The following is a 16,282-nucleotide window of genomic DNA, read 5'->3' as shown; positions in this document are numbered from 1 at the left end:
CATCTGGGCAGGACGCCTGCAATGCTGTTTCGCCGCTTCGAATCCCTGATCGACGTTTTCAAACCCAGTCCCGACGTCGCCCCGCCAGCCGGCATGCTGCGTTTCTACGGCCACTACCTGAAACAGGTGTGGCCACTGATGCTGGCCGTGCTGATCATTGGTTTCTTCGCCGCCCTGATCGAAGTGGCGCTGTTCAGCTTCCTTGGCCAATTGATCGACATGGCCCAGGCCAGCACGGACGCCAGCACCTTCTTCCATGAGCACCAGCGTGAACTGTTATGGATGCTGCTGGTAGCACTCGTCATCCGCCCTGTGGTGTTCGGCCTGCACAACCTGCTCACCCATCAGGCGGTGAACCCCGGCCTGACCAACCTGATTCGCTGGCAGAACCACCGTTACGTGCTCAAGCAGAGCCTGAGCTTCTTCCAGAACGACTTCGCCGGCCGCGTTGCCCAGCGCGTGATGCAGACTGGCCCGTCGCTGCGCGACTCGGCCATGCAGGTAATCGACGCGTTGTGGCACGTGGTGGTCTATGCCGGCAGCGCGCTGTATCTGTTCGCTGCAGCCGATCTGCGCCTGGTGGTGCCGCTGGCCCTGTGGATCGTCGGCTACAGCGCGGCGCTGTGGTACTTCGTGCCACGCATCAAGGCGCGCTCGGCAGCCGCCTCCTCGGCGCGCTCCAAGGTGATGGGCCGGGTGGTGGACGGCTACAGCAACATCGCCACACTCAAGCTTTTCGCCCATTCGCAGGAAGAGGAAAGCTACGCCCGCGAAGCCATGCAGGACCTGCTCGACAAGTTCCGCCTGCAGTCTCGCACCATCACCGCCCTGGACTTCCTCATCACCTGCCTGAACGGCGTACTGATCGTCGGCACCGGCGCCCTGGCGCTGTGGCTGTGGAGCCAATCGCTGATCACCACGGGCGCCATCGCCCTGTCCCTGGGACTGGTGATCCGCATCAACAACATGGCCGAATGGATCATGTGGGTGGTCAACGGCATCTTCGAGAACGTCGGCACCGTGCAGGACGGCATGCAGACCATCGTCCAGCCACGCCAGGTGCTCGACCGCGCAGATGCCCGTCCGCTCCGGGTACCTGAGGGCGGTGTGCGTTTCGAGGACATTCATTTCCACTATGGCAAGAAGGGCGGCGTGATCGGTGGCCTGAATATCGCCATCGCGCCGGGCGAAAGAATTGGCCTGGTCGGCCCCTCCGGTGCCGGCAAATCGACCCTGGTCAATCTGCTGCTGCGCCTGTACGACCTGGAGAGCGGCCGCATCCTCATCGACGATCAGGACATCACCACGGTGACTCAGGAAAGCCTGCGCGCCAACATTGGCGTAGTGACCCAGGACACCTCGCTGCTGCACCGTTCGATCCGCGACAACCTGCGCTACGGCAAACCCGGTGCCAGTGACGAGGAACTCTGGGAAGCGGTGCGCAAGGCCCGCGCCGATGCGTTCATTCCCACCCTCGATGACAGCCAGGGCGGTCGCGGCCTGGATGCCCAGGTCGGCGAGCGCGGCGTGAAGCTGTCCGGTGGTCAGCGTCAGCGCATCGCCATCGCCCGCGTGCTGCTCAAGAATGCGCCGATCCTGGTGCTGGACGAAGCCACCTCGGCACTGGATTCGGAAGTCGAAGCGGCCATCCAGGAAAGCCTGGACAGCCTGATGGAAGGCAAGACGGTAATCGCCATCGCTCACCGCCTGTCGACCATCGCACGGATGGATCGCCTGGTGGTGATCGACAAGGGCCAGGTCATCGAAACCGGCACCCACGCCGAACTGATCGCCCGCGGCGGCCTGTATGCACGCCTGTGGCAGCATCAGACCGGTGGTTTCGTCGGGGTGGAGTGAAACTGTGGGAGGGGCTTCAGCCGCGACTCGCCGCTAAAGCGCCTCCCACAACAGCTGCTTACTCCGCCGCCGGCTTCTTGCGCTTGAGCGGCGCGCTGCCGTCGGCGCTGACCAACGCGGAAGGCTTGCCAGCCGGACGCGGGCCGGTCTTGCGCTTGGGCGCAGCGGCTTTCTTCGGGTCTTTCTTCTCGGCCTTTTTCTTCTTGCTGCCAGCGGCCTTGCCGGACGCCTTGAGGTTCTTCGGCCCCTGGTAGGCGCCCTTGAGCTCCTTGATGGTGCGGCGCTCGAAACGCTGCTTGAGGTAACGCTCGATGCTCGACATCAGATTCCAGTCGGTATGGCAGATCAGCGACACCGCCAGGCCTTCGCCACCGGCGCGGCCGGTACGGCCGATGCGGTGCACGTATTCGTCGCCTGAGCGCGGCATGTCGAAGTTGATCACCAGATCCAGCCCCTCGACATCCAGGCCGCGCGCGGCCACGTCCGTGGCGACCAGCACGCGAACCGCGCCCTGACGCAGACGCTCGATGGCCAGTTTGCGGTCCTTCTGGTCCTTCTCGCCGTGCAGCACGAAGGCCTTGACCCCGGCTGCGACCAACTTGCCGTACAGTCGGTCGGCCTGCACCCGGGTATTGGTGAAGACGATGGCCTTGTCATAGCTTTCGTTGGCCAGCAGCCAGTCAACCAGCTGCTCCTTGTGATGGTTGTGATCGGCGGTGATGATCTGCTGCCGCGTGCCCTCGTTGAGCTGGCTGACGCTGTTGAGCATCAGGTGCTGCGGCTCCCTGAGCACCTTGGCGACCATCTCGCGCAGGCCGTTGCCACCCGTGGTGGCAGAGAACAGCAGGGTCTGGTGCGGACCACAGGCTTCGGCCAGGCGCTGGGCGTCTTCGGCGAAGCCCATGTCGAGCATGCGGTCGGCCTCGTCGAATACCAGCACCTCCACCTCATCGAGCGGCAGATTGCCGGCGTTGGCGTGCTCGATCAGGCGCCCCGGCGTGCCGATCAGAATGTCGATCTTGCGCATCATCGCCGCCTGCACCTTGAAGTCCTCGCCACCGGTGACCAGGCCGGCCTTGAGGAAGGTGAACTGGGCGAAGCGCTCGACTTCCTTGAGCGTTTGCTGCGCCAGCTCACGGGTCGGCAGCAGGATCAGCGCGCGAATGCTCAGGCGCTGCCTGGAGTTGCCATCACCGAGCAGGCGATTGAGCAGCGGCAGGACGAAGGCGGCGGTCTTGCCGCTGCCGGTCTGGGCGATCACCCGCAGGTCCTTGCCCTCCAGCGCAGGCGGAATCGCCGCCGCCTGCACTGGCGTCGGCTCGACGAAGTTAAGCTCGGCCACGGCTTTAAGCAGGCGTTCATGCAGGGCGAATTGGGCAAACACGGGGGGCACTACCTCGAAAGATCGACAAAACGGTGCATAGCCTAACGGTTTCCGGCGCCGGGGCCGAATTTCTTTGCACGAGCCACACATTCGCACGCCGACGGACGGCCGCCTGCAGACGCCATCCGGCAGCGGCGCGGAGGAACCGAGACGGCTCGCCTGATATCCAATAGGCATCACTGACCAAGGAGTGCAGAGCCATGCTCACCAAACCCCAGGCAACCCTCAGCATCGGCCTGTGCATCCTGCTGGCCGCATCGCCGGCTCTGGCCAGCCCGCCGCCCGGCAAAGGCAAACCGGGCCATCAGCATGATGGCGGCGTGCAGATCGACTTGCGCGGCCCGAGCGTGGATATCGGCCAGGTGCGCATCATCCTCGGCGAAAATCGCCAGTTGATCGGCCCGACCTCGTCCCTGCCGCCGGGCATCGCCAAGAACCTGGCACGCGGCAAGCCACTGCCTCCGGGTATCGCCAAGAACTTCGACAGCCGCCTGGTATCACGCCTGCCCCACTACGAGGGCTACGAGTGGAAGCAGATCGGCCGCGACGTTGTACTGGTCGCCATCGCGACCGGCATCGTCTACGAAATCCTGCGCAACGTTCTGGACTGAGCGGCTTCCGACAAGCGGTGCGGCGCACGACGAACTTGTTTCAGCCGCGCCAATCCAACTCTCAGATAGCCCTTCGAGGTGCATGATGAACCCGTCCCTGATCTACCACGTCACCTCCAGTCTCGATGGCTACATCGCGCGTCCCGATGGCCGCATCGACTGGTTCGATTCGTTGCGTCAGGCCGACGAGGAGTACAGCTTCCAGTACTTTTACTCAGGTATCGATGCCCTGCTGATGGGTCGGGTCACCTACGAAGCGCTACTGCAGCGCGGCGGTCCCTGGCCATACCCCGGCAAGCCCTGTGTGGTGCTGACTCGCCTGGCCCTGCCGCGTGCGACGGATGAAGTTCAGCTGACTCATTGCACCCCAGCCCAGGCAGTCGCGGCGTTGAATGAAGCGGGATTCCAGCGCATCTGGCTGGTCGGCGGCAGCCTGCTGGCCGGCAACTGCTACACCGCCGGGCTGATCGACGAAGTAATGATCAACCTCGTGCCGCATCTGCTTGGCGCCGGCGTTCCGCTACTGGCCACCGGTATGGAGCGCAGCCTGACGCTGAGCGAGCAGCGACGCTTCAACAGTGGCACCCTGCAGGTGCATTACCAGGTGCAGAAGCAGGCCAGCCAGTCCTCTCAGATTCCCGCAGCACGCAGCACTGCCGCCTGATCAGCGTCCGAGCTGCTGCTTGCGCAGCAGACGGGCACTATCCCAACCGACCAACAGCACTGCCGCCCAGATCGGCAGGTAGGTCAGCCATTGTCCCGCATCGAAGGTCTCGCCCAGCACCAGTAGCGCCACGCCGAACAGGAGCACCGGCTCGACATAGCTGAGAATGCCGAAAAGCCCGAGAGGCAGCAGTCTGCTCGAGGCCATGTATGCGGCAAACGCCAAGGTGCCGATCAGGGCCATCACCGGCACCAGCAACCATAGCAGCGGGCGATCGGCGAACGCGCCGACAGGGCCGTGGGCGACGATCAGCCAGATCGCCAACGGCGCCAGCATCAGCATTTCCAATACGAAGCCCGATAGCGCATCCAGGCGCATCCATCGGCGCAGCATCATGTACGGCGGATAGCCCAAGGCGGTGACCAGGGTAAGCCAGGAGAACGCCTGGGTACGCCAGAGTTCGTGCAACACGCCGAGCATGGCGCAAGCTACGGCCAACCGCTGCAATGGACGCAACCGCTCGCCATAAAACAATCGCCCGGTCAGTACCAACGCGAGCGGCAGGAGAAAATAGCCCATCGACACTTCCAGCATGTGCCCGGCCAGTGGCGCCCAAAGAAACAACCCCCACTGCACTCCGATCAGCGTTGCCGCCAGCGGGCAGGCGGCCAGCAACAACGGCTCGCGTCGCAGGCGGGCAAAGGTCTCGCGCAGCGAAGCGGTCTGTCGCGCCAGCACCACCAACAGCAGGACCAGAGGAATCGACCAGAGCACGCGCTGCGCGAATATCTGCACACCATCGAGCGGGCTCAGCCACTGCACATAGCCCGGCAGCAAGGCGAACAGCATCGAAGCGCCAATGGACAACGCAACACCACGCCCTGACAGCCCCATCAATGCGCCTCGGCCGGCCTACGACCTTTACCGCCCAGGTTGGCCAGCGGCAGGGACGCGGCGATCACCGCTCCGCCCAGAGCCAGGCGCAGCAGATCGGCGTCGTGGTTCCAGATCAGCAGGTTGACCAGCAGACCGGCAGGCACCAGCGCATTGTTCATCACCGCCAGCGTACCGCCATCGACCAGGCTGGCGCCCTTGTTCCACCAGTACAGGCCGAGACCCGATGCGATCACGCCGAGCCACACCAGCACGCCCCATTGCAGCGCAGAGCTTGGCAGACGCTCGCCGTTGCCCAGCAGCAGGAAGGCCGGCAACGCAATCAGCAGCGCGCCCAGGTAGAAGAAACCGAAACGCTTGTATTGCGGCTCGCTCGAGGGGTGCCTGAGCAGCAGATGCTTGTACAGCACCTGTCCGGCAGCGAAGGTGAAGTTGGCTACCTGCAGCAACAGAAAACCGAGTAAGAAGCCGCTGCTGATACCGTCGTAGCGGATGATCCCGGCGCCCAACACCGCCACCAGTGCAGCGGCCAGTGCCCAGGGGTTGAACCTGCGGTTCAGCGCATCCTCGATCAACGTCACGTGCAGTGGCGTAAGGATGGTGAACAGCAGGACTTCCGGCACTGTCAGTACCGAGAAGCTCAGGTACAGGCAGACGTAGGTGATGCCGAACTGCAACGCGCCGATCAGCAGCATGCCGCGCACGAACGCCGGGGCGTGGCCGCGCCAGCGGGTCAGCGGTACGAACAGCAGGCCGGCGATGACGATACGCGTCAGCACCGCGAAGTAACTGTCCACCCTGCCGGCCAGGTATTCACCGATCAGGCTGAAGGAAAAAGCCCACAGCACGGTCACTATCAGCAGATATCGCACAGCCACCTCCGAAGGAAGGCGGCGACCTTAGCGCGTTCCCCTGCCGCGGACAATCCGTGCTTCAGTGTCTGCTGGTCGGCCAAATAAAAAAGCCGGCCACTTCCATGCGAAGCGACCGGCATAGCGCACCCGCTAGCGGGCGCTCAGGAGAGCAGGATCGGTATCAGGCCACCTCTGCCAGCTTGGCCTTGGCCTGAGCCAGACCCTTTTCGCTGAACTCGGCCCCCAGGTTGAGGCCTTCGGCGTGGATGAACTGCACGTCGTGAATACCGATAAAGGCCAGCGCCTGACGCAGGTAGGGCTCCTGGTGATCCAGGCCGCTACCGGCGTAGATGCCGCCGCGAGCGGTCAGCACGAAAGCGCGCTTGCCGGTCAGCAGCCCCTGCGGGCCGGTTTCGGTGTACTTGAAGGTAACGCCAGCGCGCAGCACATGGTCCAGCCAGGCCTTCAGGGTGCTGGGAATGGCGAAGTTGTACATCGGCGCCGCCAGCACTAGCACATCGGCGGCCAGCAGTTCGTCGGTCAGTTGATTGGAACGCGCCAGCGCGGCTTTTTCCGCCTCACTCTGCTGTTCGCTCGGAGTCATCCAGCCACCCAGTAGCGTGGCGTCGAGGTGCGGCACCGGCTCGGCCGCCAGGTCGCGAACCTGAACATGGTCAGCCGGATGCGCAGCCTGCCACTTGGCGATGAATTGCTGAGTCAGCTCGCGGGAGACCGAACCTTGCTGGCGGGCGCTGCTTTCGATTACGAGAACACGGGACATGTCTGAGGCTCCATCGAGTGGGTTGAGAGTCGATAGAGCACAGAGTAGAGATGCAGCATTCGATTAAAAAGCGTAAATATCCGCTTACATATATCGATTAATTTGATTTATCTACAAACCACGTCTAGGCTTTTCATCACTTCAGGCCGCAGGTCAGGCTGATGCGCAGGCGAATCACGCTACGGCTGAACTTGACCGTCATGTTGTTGCTGGCACCCGGGGCCAGGACGGTACGACGGGTGCGCGGCGCCTCGGGGCCGTTACGGAACACCGCACTGCATTCGGCCTCGCTCTGGCCGTAGTTGTAGAGCATCAACGCCGCCATGTTGTGGTCGATATCCTGGGTGGTGGCCGAGATCTCTGCGCCGTTGAGCTGTTTTTCCACTTCGATGGGGTAGGCATGGGCGGCAAGCGGCACAAAGGCGAACAGCAAGCAGATTATTTTTTTCATCGGTGCTCTCCAACGTTGAAGAGCCAGTGTAACAGGCCGACTCAGACAGGATGATGTGATGAAAGCTCCTCGCGTAACCCTGGATCAATGGCGCACGCTACAAGCCGTGGTGGATCAGGGCGGCTTCGCCCAGGCCGCCGAAGTGCTGCACCGCTCGCAGTCCTCGGTCAGCTATACCGTGGCGCGCATGCAGGAACAGCTCGGTGTACCGCTGCTGCGCATCGACGGACGCAAGGCCGTACTCACCGAGGCCGGTGACGTGTTGCTGCGCCGCTCGCGGCAACTGGTCAAGCAGGCCAGCCAGCTGGAAGATCTGGCCCACCACATGGAGCAGGGTTGGGAAGCCGAAGTACGCCTTGTGGTGGACGCCGCCTACCCCACCGCCAATCTCGTTCGCGCCCTGACCGCCTTCATGCCGCAGAGCCGCGGTTGCCGCGTACGCCTGCGCGAGGAAGTGCTGTCCGGAGTCGAGGAGGTACTGCTCGAAGGCACCGCCGACCTGGCCATCAGTGCACTGAACATCACCGGTCACCTGGGTATCGAGCTGAACGAAGTGGAATTCGTCGCCGTCGCCAATCCGGAGCACCCGCTACACCGCATGCAGCGCGAGCTGAGCTTCCAGGATCTGGAAGGCCAGATGCAGGTGGTCACTCGTGACAGCGGCCGTCTGCAACCGCGTGATGCAGGCTGGCTGGGCGCGGAGCAACGCTGGACGGTCGGCAGCCTGCCCACCGCCCGCACCTTCGTCAGCAGCGGCCTGGGCTTCGCCTGGCTGCCGCGTCACCTGATCGCCAGGGAGATGCAGGAAGGCCTGCTGAAACCGCTGCCGCTGGCTCAGGGCGGCATCCGCAAGCCACGCTTCTTCCTTTACAGCAACAAGGAACGCGTGCTCGGCCCGGCCACGCAGATTCTCATCGAGCTGATCAAGAATTTCGACGCGGCCCCACTGGACGCCGCCTTCGCCGCCCCGCAGTCGAATCGCTGAGAACCTCCGCATGCCCTACTTCGACAATCGCGGCTGTCAGCTGCACTACGAGGATTACGGCCGCGGCGAGCCGCTGCTGCTGGTGCATGGCCTGGGCTCGAGTACGCGAGACTGGGAATACCAGATTCCCGTGCTCGCCCAGCACTATCGGGTGATCGCCCTCGACGTGCGCGGCCATGGCCGATCGGACAAGCCACGCGGCGCCTATCGCATCGCAGACTTCGCCGATGACGTGGCCGCGCTGATCCAATACCTGCAACTGCCCCCCGTACATCTGGTGGGCATCTCCATGGGCGGCATGATCGGTTTTCAGCTCGGCGTCGACCGCCCCGAACTGCTGCGCAGCCTGACCATCGTCAACAGCGGCCCCGAAGTCAAGGCCAGAAGCGCGCGCGACTGGCTGGAGATCGGCAAACGCTGGACACTCTCACGCCTGCTCAGCCTGGACACCATCGCCAAGGCATTGGCCAAGCTGCTGTTCCCCAGACCCGAGCAGGCAGAACTGCGGCGCAAGGTCGAAGAACGCTGGCCGCAGAACGACAAGCGCGCCTATCTGGCCAGCCTGGATGCCATCATCGGCTGGGGCGTGCGGGAACGGCTGAAGCGCATCACCTGTCCTACCCTGGTGATCACAGCCGACCGCGACTACACGCCAGTTGAACGCAAGCGCGAATACGTAGCAGAAATGCCCAACGCGCGCTTGCTGGTGATCGAAAATTCGCGCCACGCCACACCACTGGATCAACCCGAACGCTTTAATAGCGCCCTGCTCGCCTTCCTCGGCGAGGCTGCCAACAAGGAAAACTGACCATCATGCTCAAGCAACTCGTTCTCGCCACCGGCGCACTGCTGCTGTCGTCCAGCCTGCTGGCCGCAGAAAACCCCAAGGTGCTGCTGACCACCAGTATGGGTGAAGTGGAAGTGGAGCTGGCCGCCGACAAGGCACCGGTCAGCACGCAGAACTTTCTCAAGTACGTCGACAGCGGTTTCTACAACGGCACCCAGTTCCACCGGGTGATTCCGGGTTTCATGATTCAGGGCGGCGGTTTCGATACCGACATGCGCCAGAAGGACACCGACGCGCCAATCAAGAACGAGGCCGACAACGGCCTGCACAATGTGCGCGGCACCCTGGCCATGGCCCGTACCCAGGTACGCGACTCGGCCACCAGCCAGTTCTTCATCAACCACAAGGACAACGCCTTCCTCGACCACAGCTCGCGCGACTTCGGCTACGCCGTGTTCGGCAAGGTCACCCGCGGCATGGACGTAGTGGACAAGATCGCCCAGGTGCCCACCGGCAACCGCGGCATGCACCAGAACGTACCGCGCGAGCCGGTGCTGATCATCGACGCCAAGCGTCTGTAAGGCACAGCAGTCATTCGTAGACCGGATGCAATCCGGGAGATTGCAATACCTCCTCCCCGGATTGCATCCGGGCTACGAGAGCACCATGAACGACAAAGCCGCCCATTGGGCGGCTTCGTCGTTTAACGCAGCGCTTATTTCTCGACGAAGGCACGCTCGATCAGGTAATCCCCCGGCTCACGCATACGTGGGGAAATCTTCAGGCCGAAGCTGTCGAGCACTTCGCTGGTCTCATCGAGCATGCTCGGGCTGCCACAGATCATGGCGCGGTCGTCCTGCGGGTTGATCGGTGGCAGGCCGATGTCGGCAAACAGCTTGCCGCTGCGCATCAGGTCGGTCAGACGGCCCTGATTCTCGAACGGTTCGCGGGTCACGGTCGGGTAGTAGATCAGCTTTTCCTTCAGCGCATCGCCGAAGAACTCGTTGCGCGGCAGGTGCTCGGTGATGAACTCGCGGTAGGCGACTTCGTTCACATAACGCACGCCGTGCACCAGAATCACCTTCTCGAAACGCTCATAGGTTTCCGGGTCCTGGATCACGCTCATAAACGGTGCCAGGCCGGTACCGGTGGACAGCAGGTACAGGTGCTTGCCGGGGTTGAGGTCATCGAGCACCAGGGTGCCGGTGGGCTTCTTGCTGATGATGATCTCGTCGCCTTCCTTCAGGTGCTGCAGCTGCGAGGTCAGCGGGCCGTCCGGCACCTTGATGCTGAAGAACTCCAGATGCTCTTCCCAGTTCGGGCTGGCGATGGAGTACGCGCGCATCAGCGGGCGGCCATTGTCCTGCTGCAGGCCGATCATCACGAACTGGCCATTCTCGAAGCGCAACCCCGGATCACGGGTGCACTTGAAGCTGAACAGCGTATCGTTCCAGTGGTGGACGCTGAGCACGCGCTCGACGTTCATATTGCTCATGATGATTTCCTCGAAGAACTTCAGCACCAAAAGGCGCGATTGCGCGGCATTCTATTCGCGGCAACAATATCTGTTAAGTGGATTATCAAGATATAGGTTATCGGTTATATCGATATGCGATTTACCCTCAGGCAACTTCAGGTATTCGTCGCCGTGGCGCAGCATGAGAGCGTATCGCGCGCAGCGCAATCGCTCGCATTGTCGCAGTCGGCCACCAGCACCTCACTGACCGAACTGGAGCGGCAGTCCGACTGCCAGCTGTTCGATCGCGCCGGCAAACGCCTGGCGCTCAACGCGCTGGGCCGGCAATTGCTGCCCGAAGCGGTAGCGCTGATCGACCAGGCGCGCGAGATCGAGCGCCTGCTGAGCGGCAAGAGCGGGTATGGCTCGCTGAATGTGGGCGCCACCCTGACCGTGGGCAACTATCTGGCGACCCTGCTGATTGGCAGCTTCATGCAGCACCACCCTGAATGCCGGGTGAAACTGCAGGTGCACAACACCGCCCATGTGGTGCAGCAAATCGCGCATTACGAGCTGGATCTGGGCCTGATCGAAGGCGACTGCCAGCACCCGGACATTGAGGTACACCCCTGGGTCGAGGATGAACTGGTAGTGTTCTGCGCACCGCAGCACCCGCTCGCCCGGCGTGGCAATGCCAGCCTGGAAGAGCTGACGCACGAGGCCTGGATTCTGCGCGAACAGGGCTCGGGCACGCGACTGACCTTCGATCAGGCCATGCGTCATCATCCGCGCAATCTCAACATTCGCCTGGAGCTGGAACACACCGAGGCGATCAAGCGTGCGGTGGAATCCGGCCTGGGCATCGGCTGCATTTCTCGCCTGGCACTGCGTGATGCCTTTCGCCGCGGCAGCCTGATGCCGGTGGAAACCCCGGAGCTGGACCTGCGCCGGCAGTTCTACTTCATCTGGCACAAGCAGAAGTACCAGACGGCGGCGATGCGCGAGTTTCTCGAGCAGTGTCGTGCGCTGACCGCCGGAGTCAGCCGCAGCGATCAGATCGTCCTGCCGCCGATCGTCTGAGCGGTCAGCATTGATCCGGCGTCACGCGGCGCCGCGATCAGCCCGGAATCGACTCCATCTGCTGCAGCAGCAACGCCGCCTGGGTGCGAGTGCGCACGCCGAGCTTGCGGAAAATCGCCGTGACATGCGCCTTGACCGTCGCCTCGGACACACTCAGTTCATAGGCGATCTGCTTGTTCAACAGGCCTTCGCACACCATGGTCAGAACACGGAACTGCTGCGGTGTCAGGCTGGCGAGACCGGCACTGGCGGCCTTGGCTTCTTCGGATACCGGCGCGCTTTCTTCGGCCAGCGGGGGCCACCAGGTGTCGCCATCGAGCACCTGACGCACAGCTTGCTGCAAGGTTTCCAGCGGGCTGGATTTGGGAATGAAACCGCTTGCGCCGAACTCACGGGAGCGGTTGACGATGGAAGCTTCTTCCTGAGCGGAGATCATCACCACAGGAATCTGCGGGTACTGACCACGCAGTAGCACCAGGCCGGAAAAACCGTAGGCACCCGGCATGTTCAGATCGAGCAGGACCAGGTCCCAATCGCTCTTGGCGGCCAGGTGACCCTCGAGTTCGGCGATGCTGGCGGCTTCTACCAGGCGGACTTCAGGCCCCAGCCCCAGGGTCAGTGCTTGCTGCAACGCGCTGCGAAACAGCGGGTGGTCGTCGGCAATCAGGATTTCGTAGGCGGCCATTGGCAGATCCTGTTCTTCTTATGAGTGGCACCGAGGTGAGTATGGCAGTGCTAGTTCGCCTGACGACCCGCTCAAGCCTGCTCATCCACAGACTCCCCACTCGGACCGAGGGCGGCGCTCAGCATGCCGAGCTGTGGCGGGGTGGTCAAGCTCAATGCTTTGCGGCAGGATGCGCAGCTTTCCTGCCGAGACGCCCGAATGCGAAGCCAAGCCCTGCGCGCCGACCTGCTGATGCTGATTACCGCGATGATCTGGGGCAGCGCCTTCGTGTCCCAGCGCCTGGGCATGGATAGTATCGGCCCCTTCCTTTATACCGGCTTGCGCTTCGCCCTGGCCTGTGTGCTGCTGCTACCACTGCTGGCCCTGCTGCAGCGCCGTCAGCGACGTCCCGTCGCGCCGCTGAACCGCAACCTGCTGATCGGCGGTGTGGTCATGGGCCTGGCGCTGTCGATCGGGATCAACCTGCAGCAGGTCGGCCTTCTGTTCACCACCGTTACCAACTCCGGCTTCATCACCGGGCTGTACGTGATCGTCGTACCGATTCTCGGACTGCTGATCGGCCAGCGCAGCAGCGCCGGTATCTGGCTGGGCGCCAGCCTGGCGGTGGTCGGCATGTTCCTGCTCAGTGTCGGAGAAGGCTTCACCGTAGCCTCCGGCGACTGGCTGCAACTGGCCGGCGCCTTCGTCTGGGGGATTCACGTGTTGCTGGTGGGTTTCTTCGCCAGCCGCCACGACCCGCTGCGTCTGGCCTTCATCCAGTTCGCCACCTGCGCGGTGATCAGCCTGCTACTGGCGATGATCTTCGAAACCGCGACGTTGGACGGCATAGTCCAAGCCGCACCCGCCATTCTCTATGGCGGCCTGTTCGGCGTAGCGGTCGGCTTTACCCTGCAGGTGGTGGCGCAGCAGCACGCCATCGCCTCGCACGCGGCGATCATCCTCTCGCTGGAAGCCGTGTTCGCCGCCATTGCCGGCGCCCTGCTGCTGGGTGAAGTACTGGCCCTGCGCGGTTATCTGGGTTGCGCGTTGATGTTCGGCGGCATGCTGCTGGCTCAGCTGTGGCCCAAGCCCTTGCCGAGCGAACTCAGCGGTACGACTGCAGACGCTGGTGCAGAGCGTCGTTGAGATCCAGTGGCAGGCGTCGTTTGGCCGCCAGGTAGTGCTGACTGAAAGCGTCCAGGTAATCGTCCAGTGCCTCGCCGGCGCGCAGGTCACCCGCCAGCTCCAGGCACATCGCGGCGACCTCGGCAGTGCACAGGTGCTCGCCGCGGGTGGAGCGACGCAGGCGATAGCGCGACAGTTGCGCCGGGGTCAGGCTGAGCACCGGTAGTGCATCCAGATAGGGGCTCTTGCGAAACATCTTGCGTGCCTCGGTCCAGGTTGCATCGAGCAGCACGAACAGCGGCCGCTTGCCGGGGGCAAGTTGCACCTCTTCCACCACGCGTTGCGGTGCCACGTATTCACCGGGGAAGACCAGATAGGGCTGCCACTGCGGATCGGCCAACAGCTGCAGCAGCGCCGGGTCGACCGCGGTGCGGGTCCAACCGAAGGCATGAGTTTCAGGCACGACGTCGGCGATCAGCCAACCGGTATTGCTCGGTTTCAGCGCCTCGATATCGTGCATCACCAGGCACATGCCGGCATTGGCCTGGACCTGCGGGCGCCAGGCACACAGGCAATGCGTCGGCTGCACCCGGCAGTGAGGGCAACGCTCGGCACGCGAGCCGCGGGCAATGAAGGGTTTGACGCTGCGCGCCAGGCGCTCTGCGCGCAAACGGGCAACGGCATGTGGGGCTGGATGGGTCATGGCGGGAACAACTGCGAACGGGGGCGGAATTCTACCACCCCCGTTCGCCGCCCAGACGGATCAGAAGGTGTGGTTCAACGCCAGACCGATGAAGTGGATGTGGGTGTTGTACTCACCGGTGTAATTGCCACCATTACCGGTGCAGCGTACGCCGCTGTCCTGGTACGGACCGCCGGCGCCCGGTACCCAGCCGGCCGGCGAGCAGCCATCTCGGTAGTCCATCTTGCCGCTGGAGAACTGCACGTAGCTGTAGGCGAAGTCCAGCGAGGTATCGCGCGTCACCTTGTAGTTGGCGCCGAAGGACAACCAGTAGCGATCCGCATCGGGGAAGGCCGGATGACGCAACTGGGTCGAATTGACGGGTGACTTGTCGTACGCCACCCCGGTGCGCAACAAGAGGTCGTCGCTGTACTGGTAGTTCATGCCCAGAGAGATCTTGTAGGTATCCTTCCAGTCCTGCCTGACGCTCAGATCGCCCTCGGTAACGCCATTGAAGTAGGGATATCCGGCGACCTGATCGATACCGATACGCACCTCGTCGAGCCGCGAGTGGCGGGTGAAGGTCAGGTCCGCCATCAACGCCACCTTGTCGTTGAGCTGATGGAAGGCGTTGAAGGAAAGCATTTCCGGGGTATCGATAGAGGTCTTGGCCTTGGAATTGGGGTGCAGGCGCGTGGCGGCGAAGTCACCTGGGTTGACCCAGTTGCCTTCATCGAACAGCTCCTGCAGGGCATCGGTCGGCGGTAGGTAAATATCCAGAATGGGGATGGTAATACCGCCCTCCAGTGACGTATCCGGTGAAGGAACGCTGCCCTGCACTCCGGCGAAACTCCATTTCGTTTCCCCCTCCAGGGTGTGGCGAATGTTGGAGCGATAGGACACGCCAAAGCGCGTCGACTCGGTCGGCTCCCACATGTAGCCGATGTTCCAGCCGAAGCCCCAATCATCGCCCTTGACCCGGAAGTAGCCGTCGCCCTGAACGTTGTCGGCGAAGTTGCCTGCAACACAGTCGACGAAGCCATCCCTGTCAGCGACGCCGCGACAGGAGGTGATTTCCTCCGGCACCGGCACACCGGCGATGATCCCGACGATAGGTCCGAGGAGGGGGTCAGCTGCGTTGCGGGTACTCTCGTAGTTCGCATCGACGAACTGGCCGGCCAACTGCCGCGACGCGCCTTTGACGTCCGCCGCACCACGCTGCACCGATTTGATGTACTGCGCCGAGACACCAAAACCGACACTGTGATGTTCGTTGAAGCGGTAGGAAATGCTCGGATTGAAGGTCACCGTCTCCAGGCTGGCTGACTGGATGCCGTAGCGCCCGGCCCAGTCCTCCTTGTAATCGAGCTTGGCGCCGAACGGGGTGAAGATCCCCAGGCCAATCGTCACGCGATCATTGATCTCGTGGGAGAAGTAGAAATTGGGCGCGGCGGCGGCATCGGGCAGGAACTCGCCCGCATCACCCGAGACGGGATTACCGAATACATCACGGCTTCCCTTGTCCTCGTAGTCGCCGTCCGGCAACAGAATAGTCAGGCCCGAGGTCAACTGGGTGCCTTTGAGCCGGGCCAGCCCAGCGGGATTGTAGAAAATGGTCGAGGGGTCGGCCGCCTCGGCGCCATTGGCATGTGCCGAACCCTGCGCCGCTACCGATTGCGAACCAAAGTGATAACCGGACGCCTGCGCCTGCGCGACGGGCAAAACCAGTAAACTGCCGACCACCACACGTGATGGCCAGCGCCGAAAGAGCATTGTCATTGTTATTCTCCTGCACGCTGCTTGGACACCGTGCAGCGCGGCGATCACCCTCGACAGACTTACGTCTGCGCTGGCGCCGCTTGGCTGCGACGGCGGCTCATCTGTGTGACGTGCAGGCTTGCGCAACGATCCCCGGCCTTTGGTCGTGGTGACGAACAGCAGCAAGAGGCCATCATGTCTCTATCGGTAACACTTTGTTTCATCCGGGCAAAAGGCCATGGCCGCGAA

17 protein-coding genes are annotated in these 16,282 nt (G+C 63.0%); 8 read left to right on the top strand and 9 right to left on the bottom strand.

The window, feature by feature from the left end; genetic code table 11:
* The first annotated feature begins 21 nt into the window (after positions 1–21).
* Positions 22–1,857: an ABC transporter ATP-binding protein gene (locus GYB81_RS02480; RefSeq protein ID WP_161864510.1), complete on the top strand. Its 1,836-nt coding sequence runs from the start codon at positions 22–24 to the stop codon at positions 1,855–1,857.
* Positions 1,858–1,915: 58 nt separating this feature from the next.
* Here GYB81_RS02480 and GYB81_RS02475 read toward each other — a convergent pair whose 3' ends face one another.
* Positions 1,916–3,241: a DEAD/DEAH box helicase gene (locus tag GYB81_RS02475; RefSeq protein WP_161864511.1), complete on the bottom strand. Its 1,326-nt coding sequence runs from the start codon at positions 3,239–3,241 to the stop codon at positions 1,916–1,918.
* 200 nt (positions 3,242–3,441) lie between these two features.
* Here GYB81_RS02475 and GYB81_RS02470 point away from each other — a divergent pair, with 200 nt between their 5' ends.
* Entirely contained in the window at positions 3,442–3,852 is a 411-nt protein-coding gene (locus GYB81_RS02470) for an anti-virulence regulator CigR family protein (protein WP_161864512.1), read from the top strand.
* A gap of 85 nt (positions 3,853–3,937) precedes the next feature.
* Positions 3,938–4,516: a dihydrofolate reductase family protein gene (locus GYB81_RS02465; RefSeq protein ID WP_161864513.1), complete on the top strand. Its 579-nt coding sequence runs from the start codon at positions 3,938–3,940 to the stop codon at positions 4,514–4,516.
* On the opposite strand, the gene rarD is transcribed toward GYB81_RS02465, so the two are convergent.
* From rarD to GYB81_RS02445, 4 genes are all read right to left on the bottom strand, one after another.
* On the bottom strand, positions 4,517–5,410 hold the full coding sequence (gene rarD, locus GYB81_RS02460; RefSeq protein WP_161864514.1) for an EamA family transporter RarD: 894 nt from the start codon (positions 5,408–5,410) through the stop codon (positions 4,517–4,519).
* On the bottom strand, positions 5,410–6,282 hold the full coding sequence (locus GYB81_RS02455) for a carboxylate/amino acid/amine transporter (RefSeq protein WP_161864515.1): 873 nt from the start codon (positions 6,280–6,282) through the stop codon (positions 5,410–5,412). The genes rarD and GYB81_RS02455 overlap by 1 nt, the downstream gene beginning before the upstream one ends.
* Positions 6,283–6,445: 163 nt before the next feature.
* Positions 6,446–7,045: an FMN-dependent NADH-azoreductase gene (locus GYB81_RS02450; protein WP_161864516.1), complete on the bottom strand. Its 600-nt coding sequence runs from the start codon at positions 7,043–7,045 to the stop codon at positions 6,446–6,448.
* A 136-nt stretch (positions 7,046–7,181) separates the two neighbouring features.
* Positions 7,182–7,496, bottom strand: a complete 315-nt coding sequence (locus GYB81_RS02445; protein ID WP_161864517.1) for a 3-phosphoglycerate kinase — start codon at positions 7,494–7,496, stop codon at positions 7,182–7,184.
* 58 nt (positions 7,497–7,554) lie between these two features.
* Between GYB81_RS02445 and GYB81_RS02440 the strand changes: the two genes are divergently transcribed.
* The 3 genes from GYB81_RS02440 to GYB81_RS02430 are packed head-to-tail and all read left to right on the top strand — an operon-like array spanning position 7,555 to position 9,849.
* Entirely contained in the window at positions 7,555–8,481 is a 927-nt protein-coding gene (locus GYB81_RS02440; RefSeq protein WP_161864518.1) for a LysR family transcriptional regulator, read from the top strand.
* 10 nt (positions 8,482–8,491) lie between these two features.
* Entirely contained in the window at positions 8,492–9,289 is a 798-nt protein-coding gene (locus tag GYB81_RS02435; protein ID WP_161897725.1) for an alpha/beta fold hydrolase, read from the top strand.
* A gap of 5 nt (positions 9,290–9,294) precedes the next feature.
* A complete protein-coding gene (locus GYB81_RS02430) occupies positions 9,295–9,849 on the top strand; it encodes a peptidylprolyl isomerase (protein ID WP_161897724.1) in 555 nt (184 codons plus the stop codon).
* A 134-nt stretch (positions 9,850–9,983) separates the two neighbouring features.
* Here GYB81_RS02430 and fpr read toward each other — a convergent pair whose 3' ends face one another.
* A complete protein-coding gene (gene fpr, locus GYB81_RS02425) occupies positions 9,984–10,763 on the bottom strand; it encodes a ferredoxin-NADP reductase (RefSeq protein ID WP_024307277.1) in 780 nt (259 codons plus the stop codon).
* A gap of 114 nt (positions 10,764–10,877) precedes the next feature.
* Here fpr and GYB81_RS02420 point away from each other — a divergent pair, with 114 nt between their 5' ends.
* Positions 10,878–11,804 carry a LysR family transcriptional regulator gene (locus GYB81_RS02420; protein WP_161864521.1) on the top strand — a complete coding sequence of 309 codons (927 nt, stop codon included), beginning with the start codon at positions 10,878–10,880 and terminating at the stop codon, positions 11,802–11,804.
* A 37-nt stretch (positions 11,805–11,841) separates the two neighbouring features.
* Here the strand turns inward: GYB81_RS02420 and erdR are convergent, their stop codons facing one another.
* Entirely contained in the window at positions 11,842–12,489 is a 648-nt protein-coding gene (erdR, locus tag GYB81_RS02415; RefSeq protein ID WP_161864522.1) for a response regulator transcription factor ErdR, read from the bottom strand.
* A gap of 198 nt (positions 12,490–12,687) precedes the next feature.
* Between erdR and GYB81_RS02410 the strand changes: the two genes are divergently transcribed.
* Entirely contained in the window at positions 12,688–13,614 is a 927-nt protein-coding gene (locus GYB81_RS02410; RefSeq protein ID WP_161897723.1) for a DMT family transporter, read from the top strand.
* Here GYB81_RS02410 and GYB81_RS02405 read toward each other — a convergent pair.
* A complete protein-coding gene (locus GYB81_RS02405; RefSeq protein WP_161864524.1) occupies positions 13,574–14,296 on the bottom strand; it encodes a tRNA-uridine aminocarboxypropyltransferase in 723 nt (240 codons plus the stop codon). The two genes, GYB81_RS02410 and GYB81_RS02405, sit on opposite strands and share 41 nt — an antisense overlap.
* Positions 14,297–14,356: 60 nt before the next feature.
* Complete coding sequence (locus tag GYB81_RS02400) at positions 14,357–16,054, bottom strand: OmpP1/FadL family transporter (RefSeq protein ID WP_161864525.1); 1,698 nt, start codon at positions 16,052–16,054, stop codon at positions 14,357–14,359.
* Between the last annotated feature and the right edge of the window lie 228 nt (positions 16,055–16,282).

Source organism: Pseudomonas yangonensis (assembly GCF_009932725.1).
Taxonomy (GTDB): Bacteria; Pseudomonadota; Gammaproteobacteria; order Pseudomonadales; family Pseudomonadaceae; genus Aquipseudomonas; species Aquipseudomonas yangonensis.
This window is presented reverse-complemented; position numbering and strand designations above follow the sequence as displayed.

What these genes read in the sequence shown, in the direction of transcription:
- GYB81_RS02480 (WP_161864510.1), top strand. Translation starts at nt 22, where the DNA reads ATGCTGTTTCGCCGCTTCGAATCCCTGATCGACGTTTTCAAACCCAGT.
- GYB81_RS02470 (WP_161864512.1), top strand. Translation starts at nt 3,442, where the DNA reads ATGCTCACCAAACCCCAGGCAACCCTCAGCATCGGCCTGTGCATCCTG.
- GYB81_RS02465 (WP_161864513.1), top strand. Translation starts at nt 3,938, where the DNA reads ATGAACCCGTCCCTGATCTACCACGTCACCTCCAGTCTCGATGGCTAC.
- rarD (WP_161864514.1), bottom strand. Translation starts at nt 5,410, where the DNA reads ATGGGGCTGTCAGGGCGTGGTGTTGCGTTGTCCATTGGCGCTTCGATG.
- GYB81_RS02450 (WP_161864516.1), bottom strand. Translation starts at nt 7,045, where the DNA reads ATGTCCCGTGTTCTCGTAATCGAAAGCAGCGCCCGCCAGCAAGGTTCG.
- GYB81_RS02445 (WP_161864517.1), bottom strand. Translation starts at nt 7,496, where the DNA reads ATGAAAAAAATAATCTGCTTGCTGTTCGCCTTTGTGCCGCTTGCCGCC.
- GYB81_RS02440 (WP_161864518.1), top strand. Translation starts at nt 7,555, where the DNA reads ATGAAAGCTCCTCGCGTAACCCTGGATCAATGGCGCACGCTACAAGCC.
- GYB81_RS02435 (WP_161897725.1), top strand. Translation starts at nt 8,492, where the DNA reads ATGCCCTACTTCGACAATCGCGGCTGTCAGCTGCACTACGAGGATTAC.
- GYB81_RS02430 (WP_161897724.1), top strand. Translation starts at nt 9,295, where the DNA reads ATGCTCAAGCAACTCGTTCTCGCCACCGGCGCACTGCTGCTGTCGTCC.
- fpr (WP_024307277.1), bottom strand. Translation starts at nt 10,763, where the DNA reads ATGAGCAATATGAACGTCGAGCGCGTGCTCAGCGTCCACCACTGGAAC.
- GYB81_RS02420 (WP_161864521.1), top strand. Translation starts at nt 10,878, where the DNA reads ATGCGATTTACCCTCAGGCAACTTCAGGTATTCGTCGCCGTGGCGCAG.
- erdR (WP_161864522.1), bottom strand. Translation starts at nt 12,489, where the DNA reads ATGGCCGCCTACGAAATCCTGATTGCCGACGACCACCCGCTGTTTCGC.
- GYB81_RS02410 (WP_161897723.1), top strand. Translation starts at nt 12,688, where the DNA reads ATGCGAAGCCAAGCCCTGCGCGCCGACCTGCTGATGCTGATTACCGCG.
- GYB81_RS02405 (WP_161864524.1), bottom strand. Translation starts at nt 14,296, where the DNA reads ATGACCCATCCAGCCCCACATGCCGTTGCCCGTTTGCGCGCAGAGCGC.
- GYB81_RS02400 (WP_161864525.1), bottom strand. Translation starts at nt 16,054, where the DNA reads ATGACAATGCTCTTTCGGCGCTGGCCATCACGTGTGGTGGTCGGCAGT.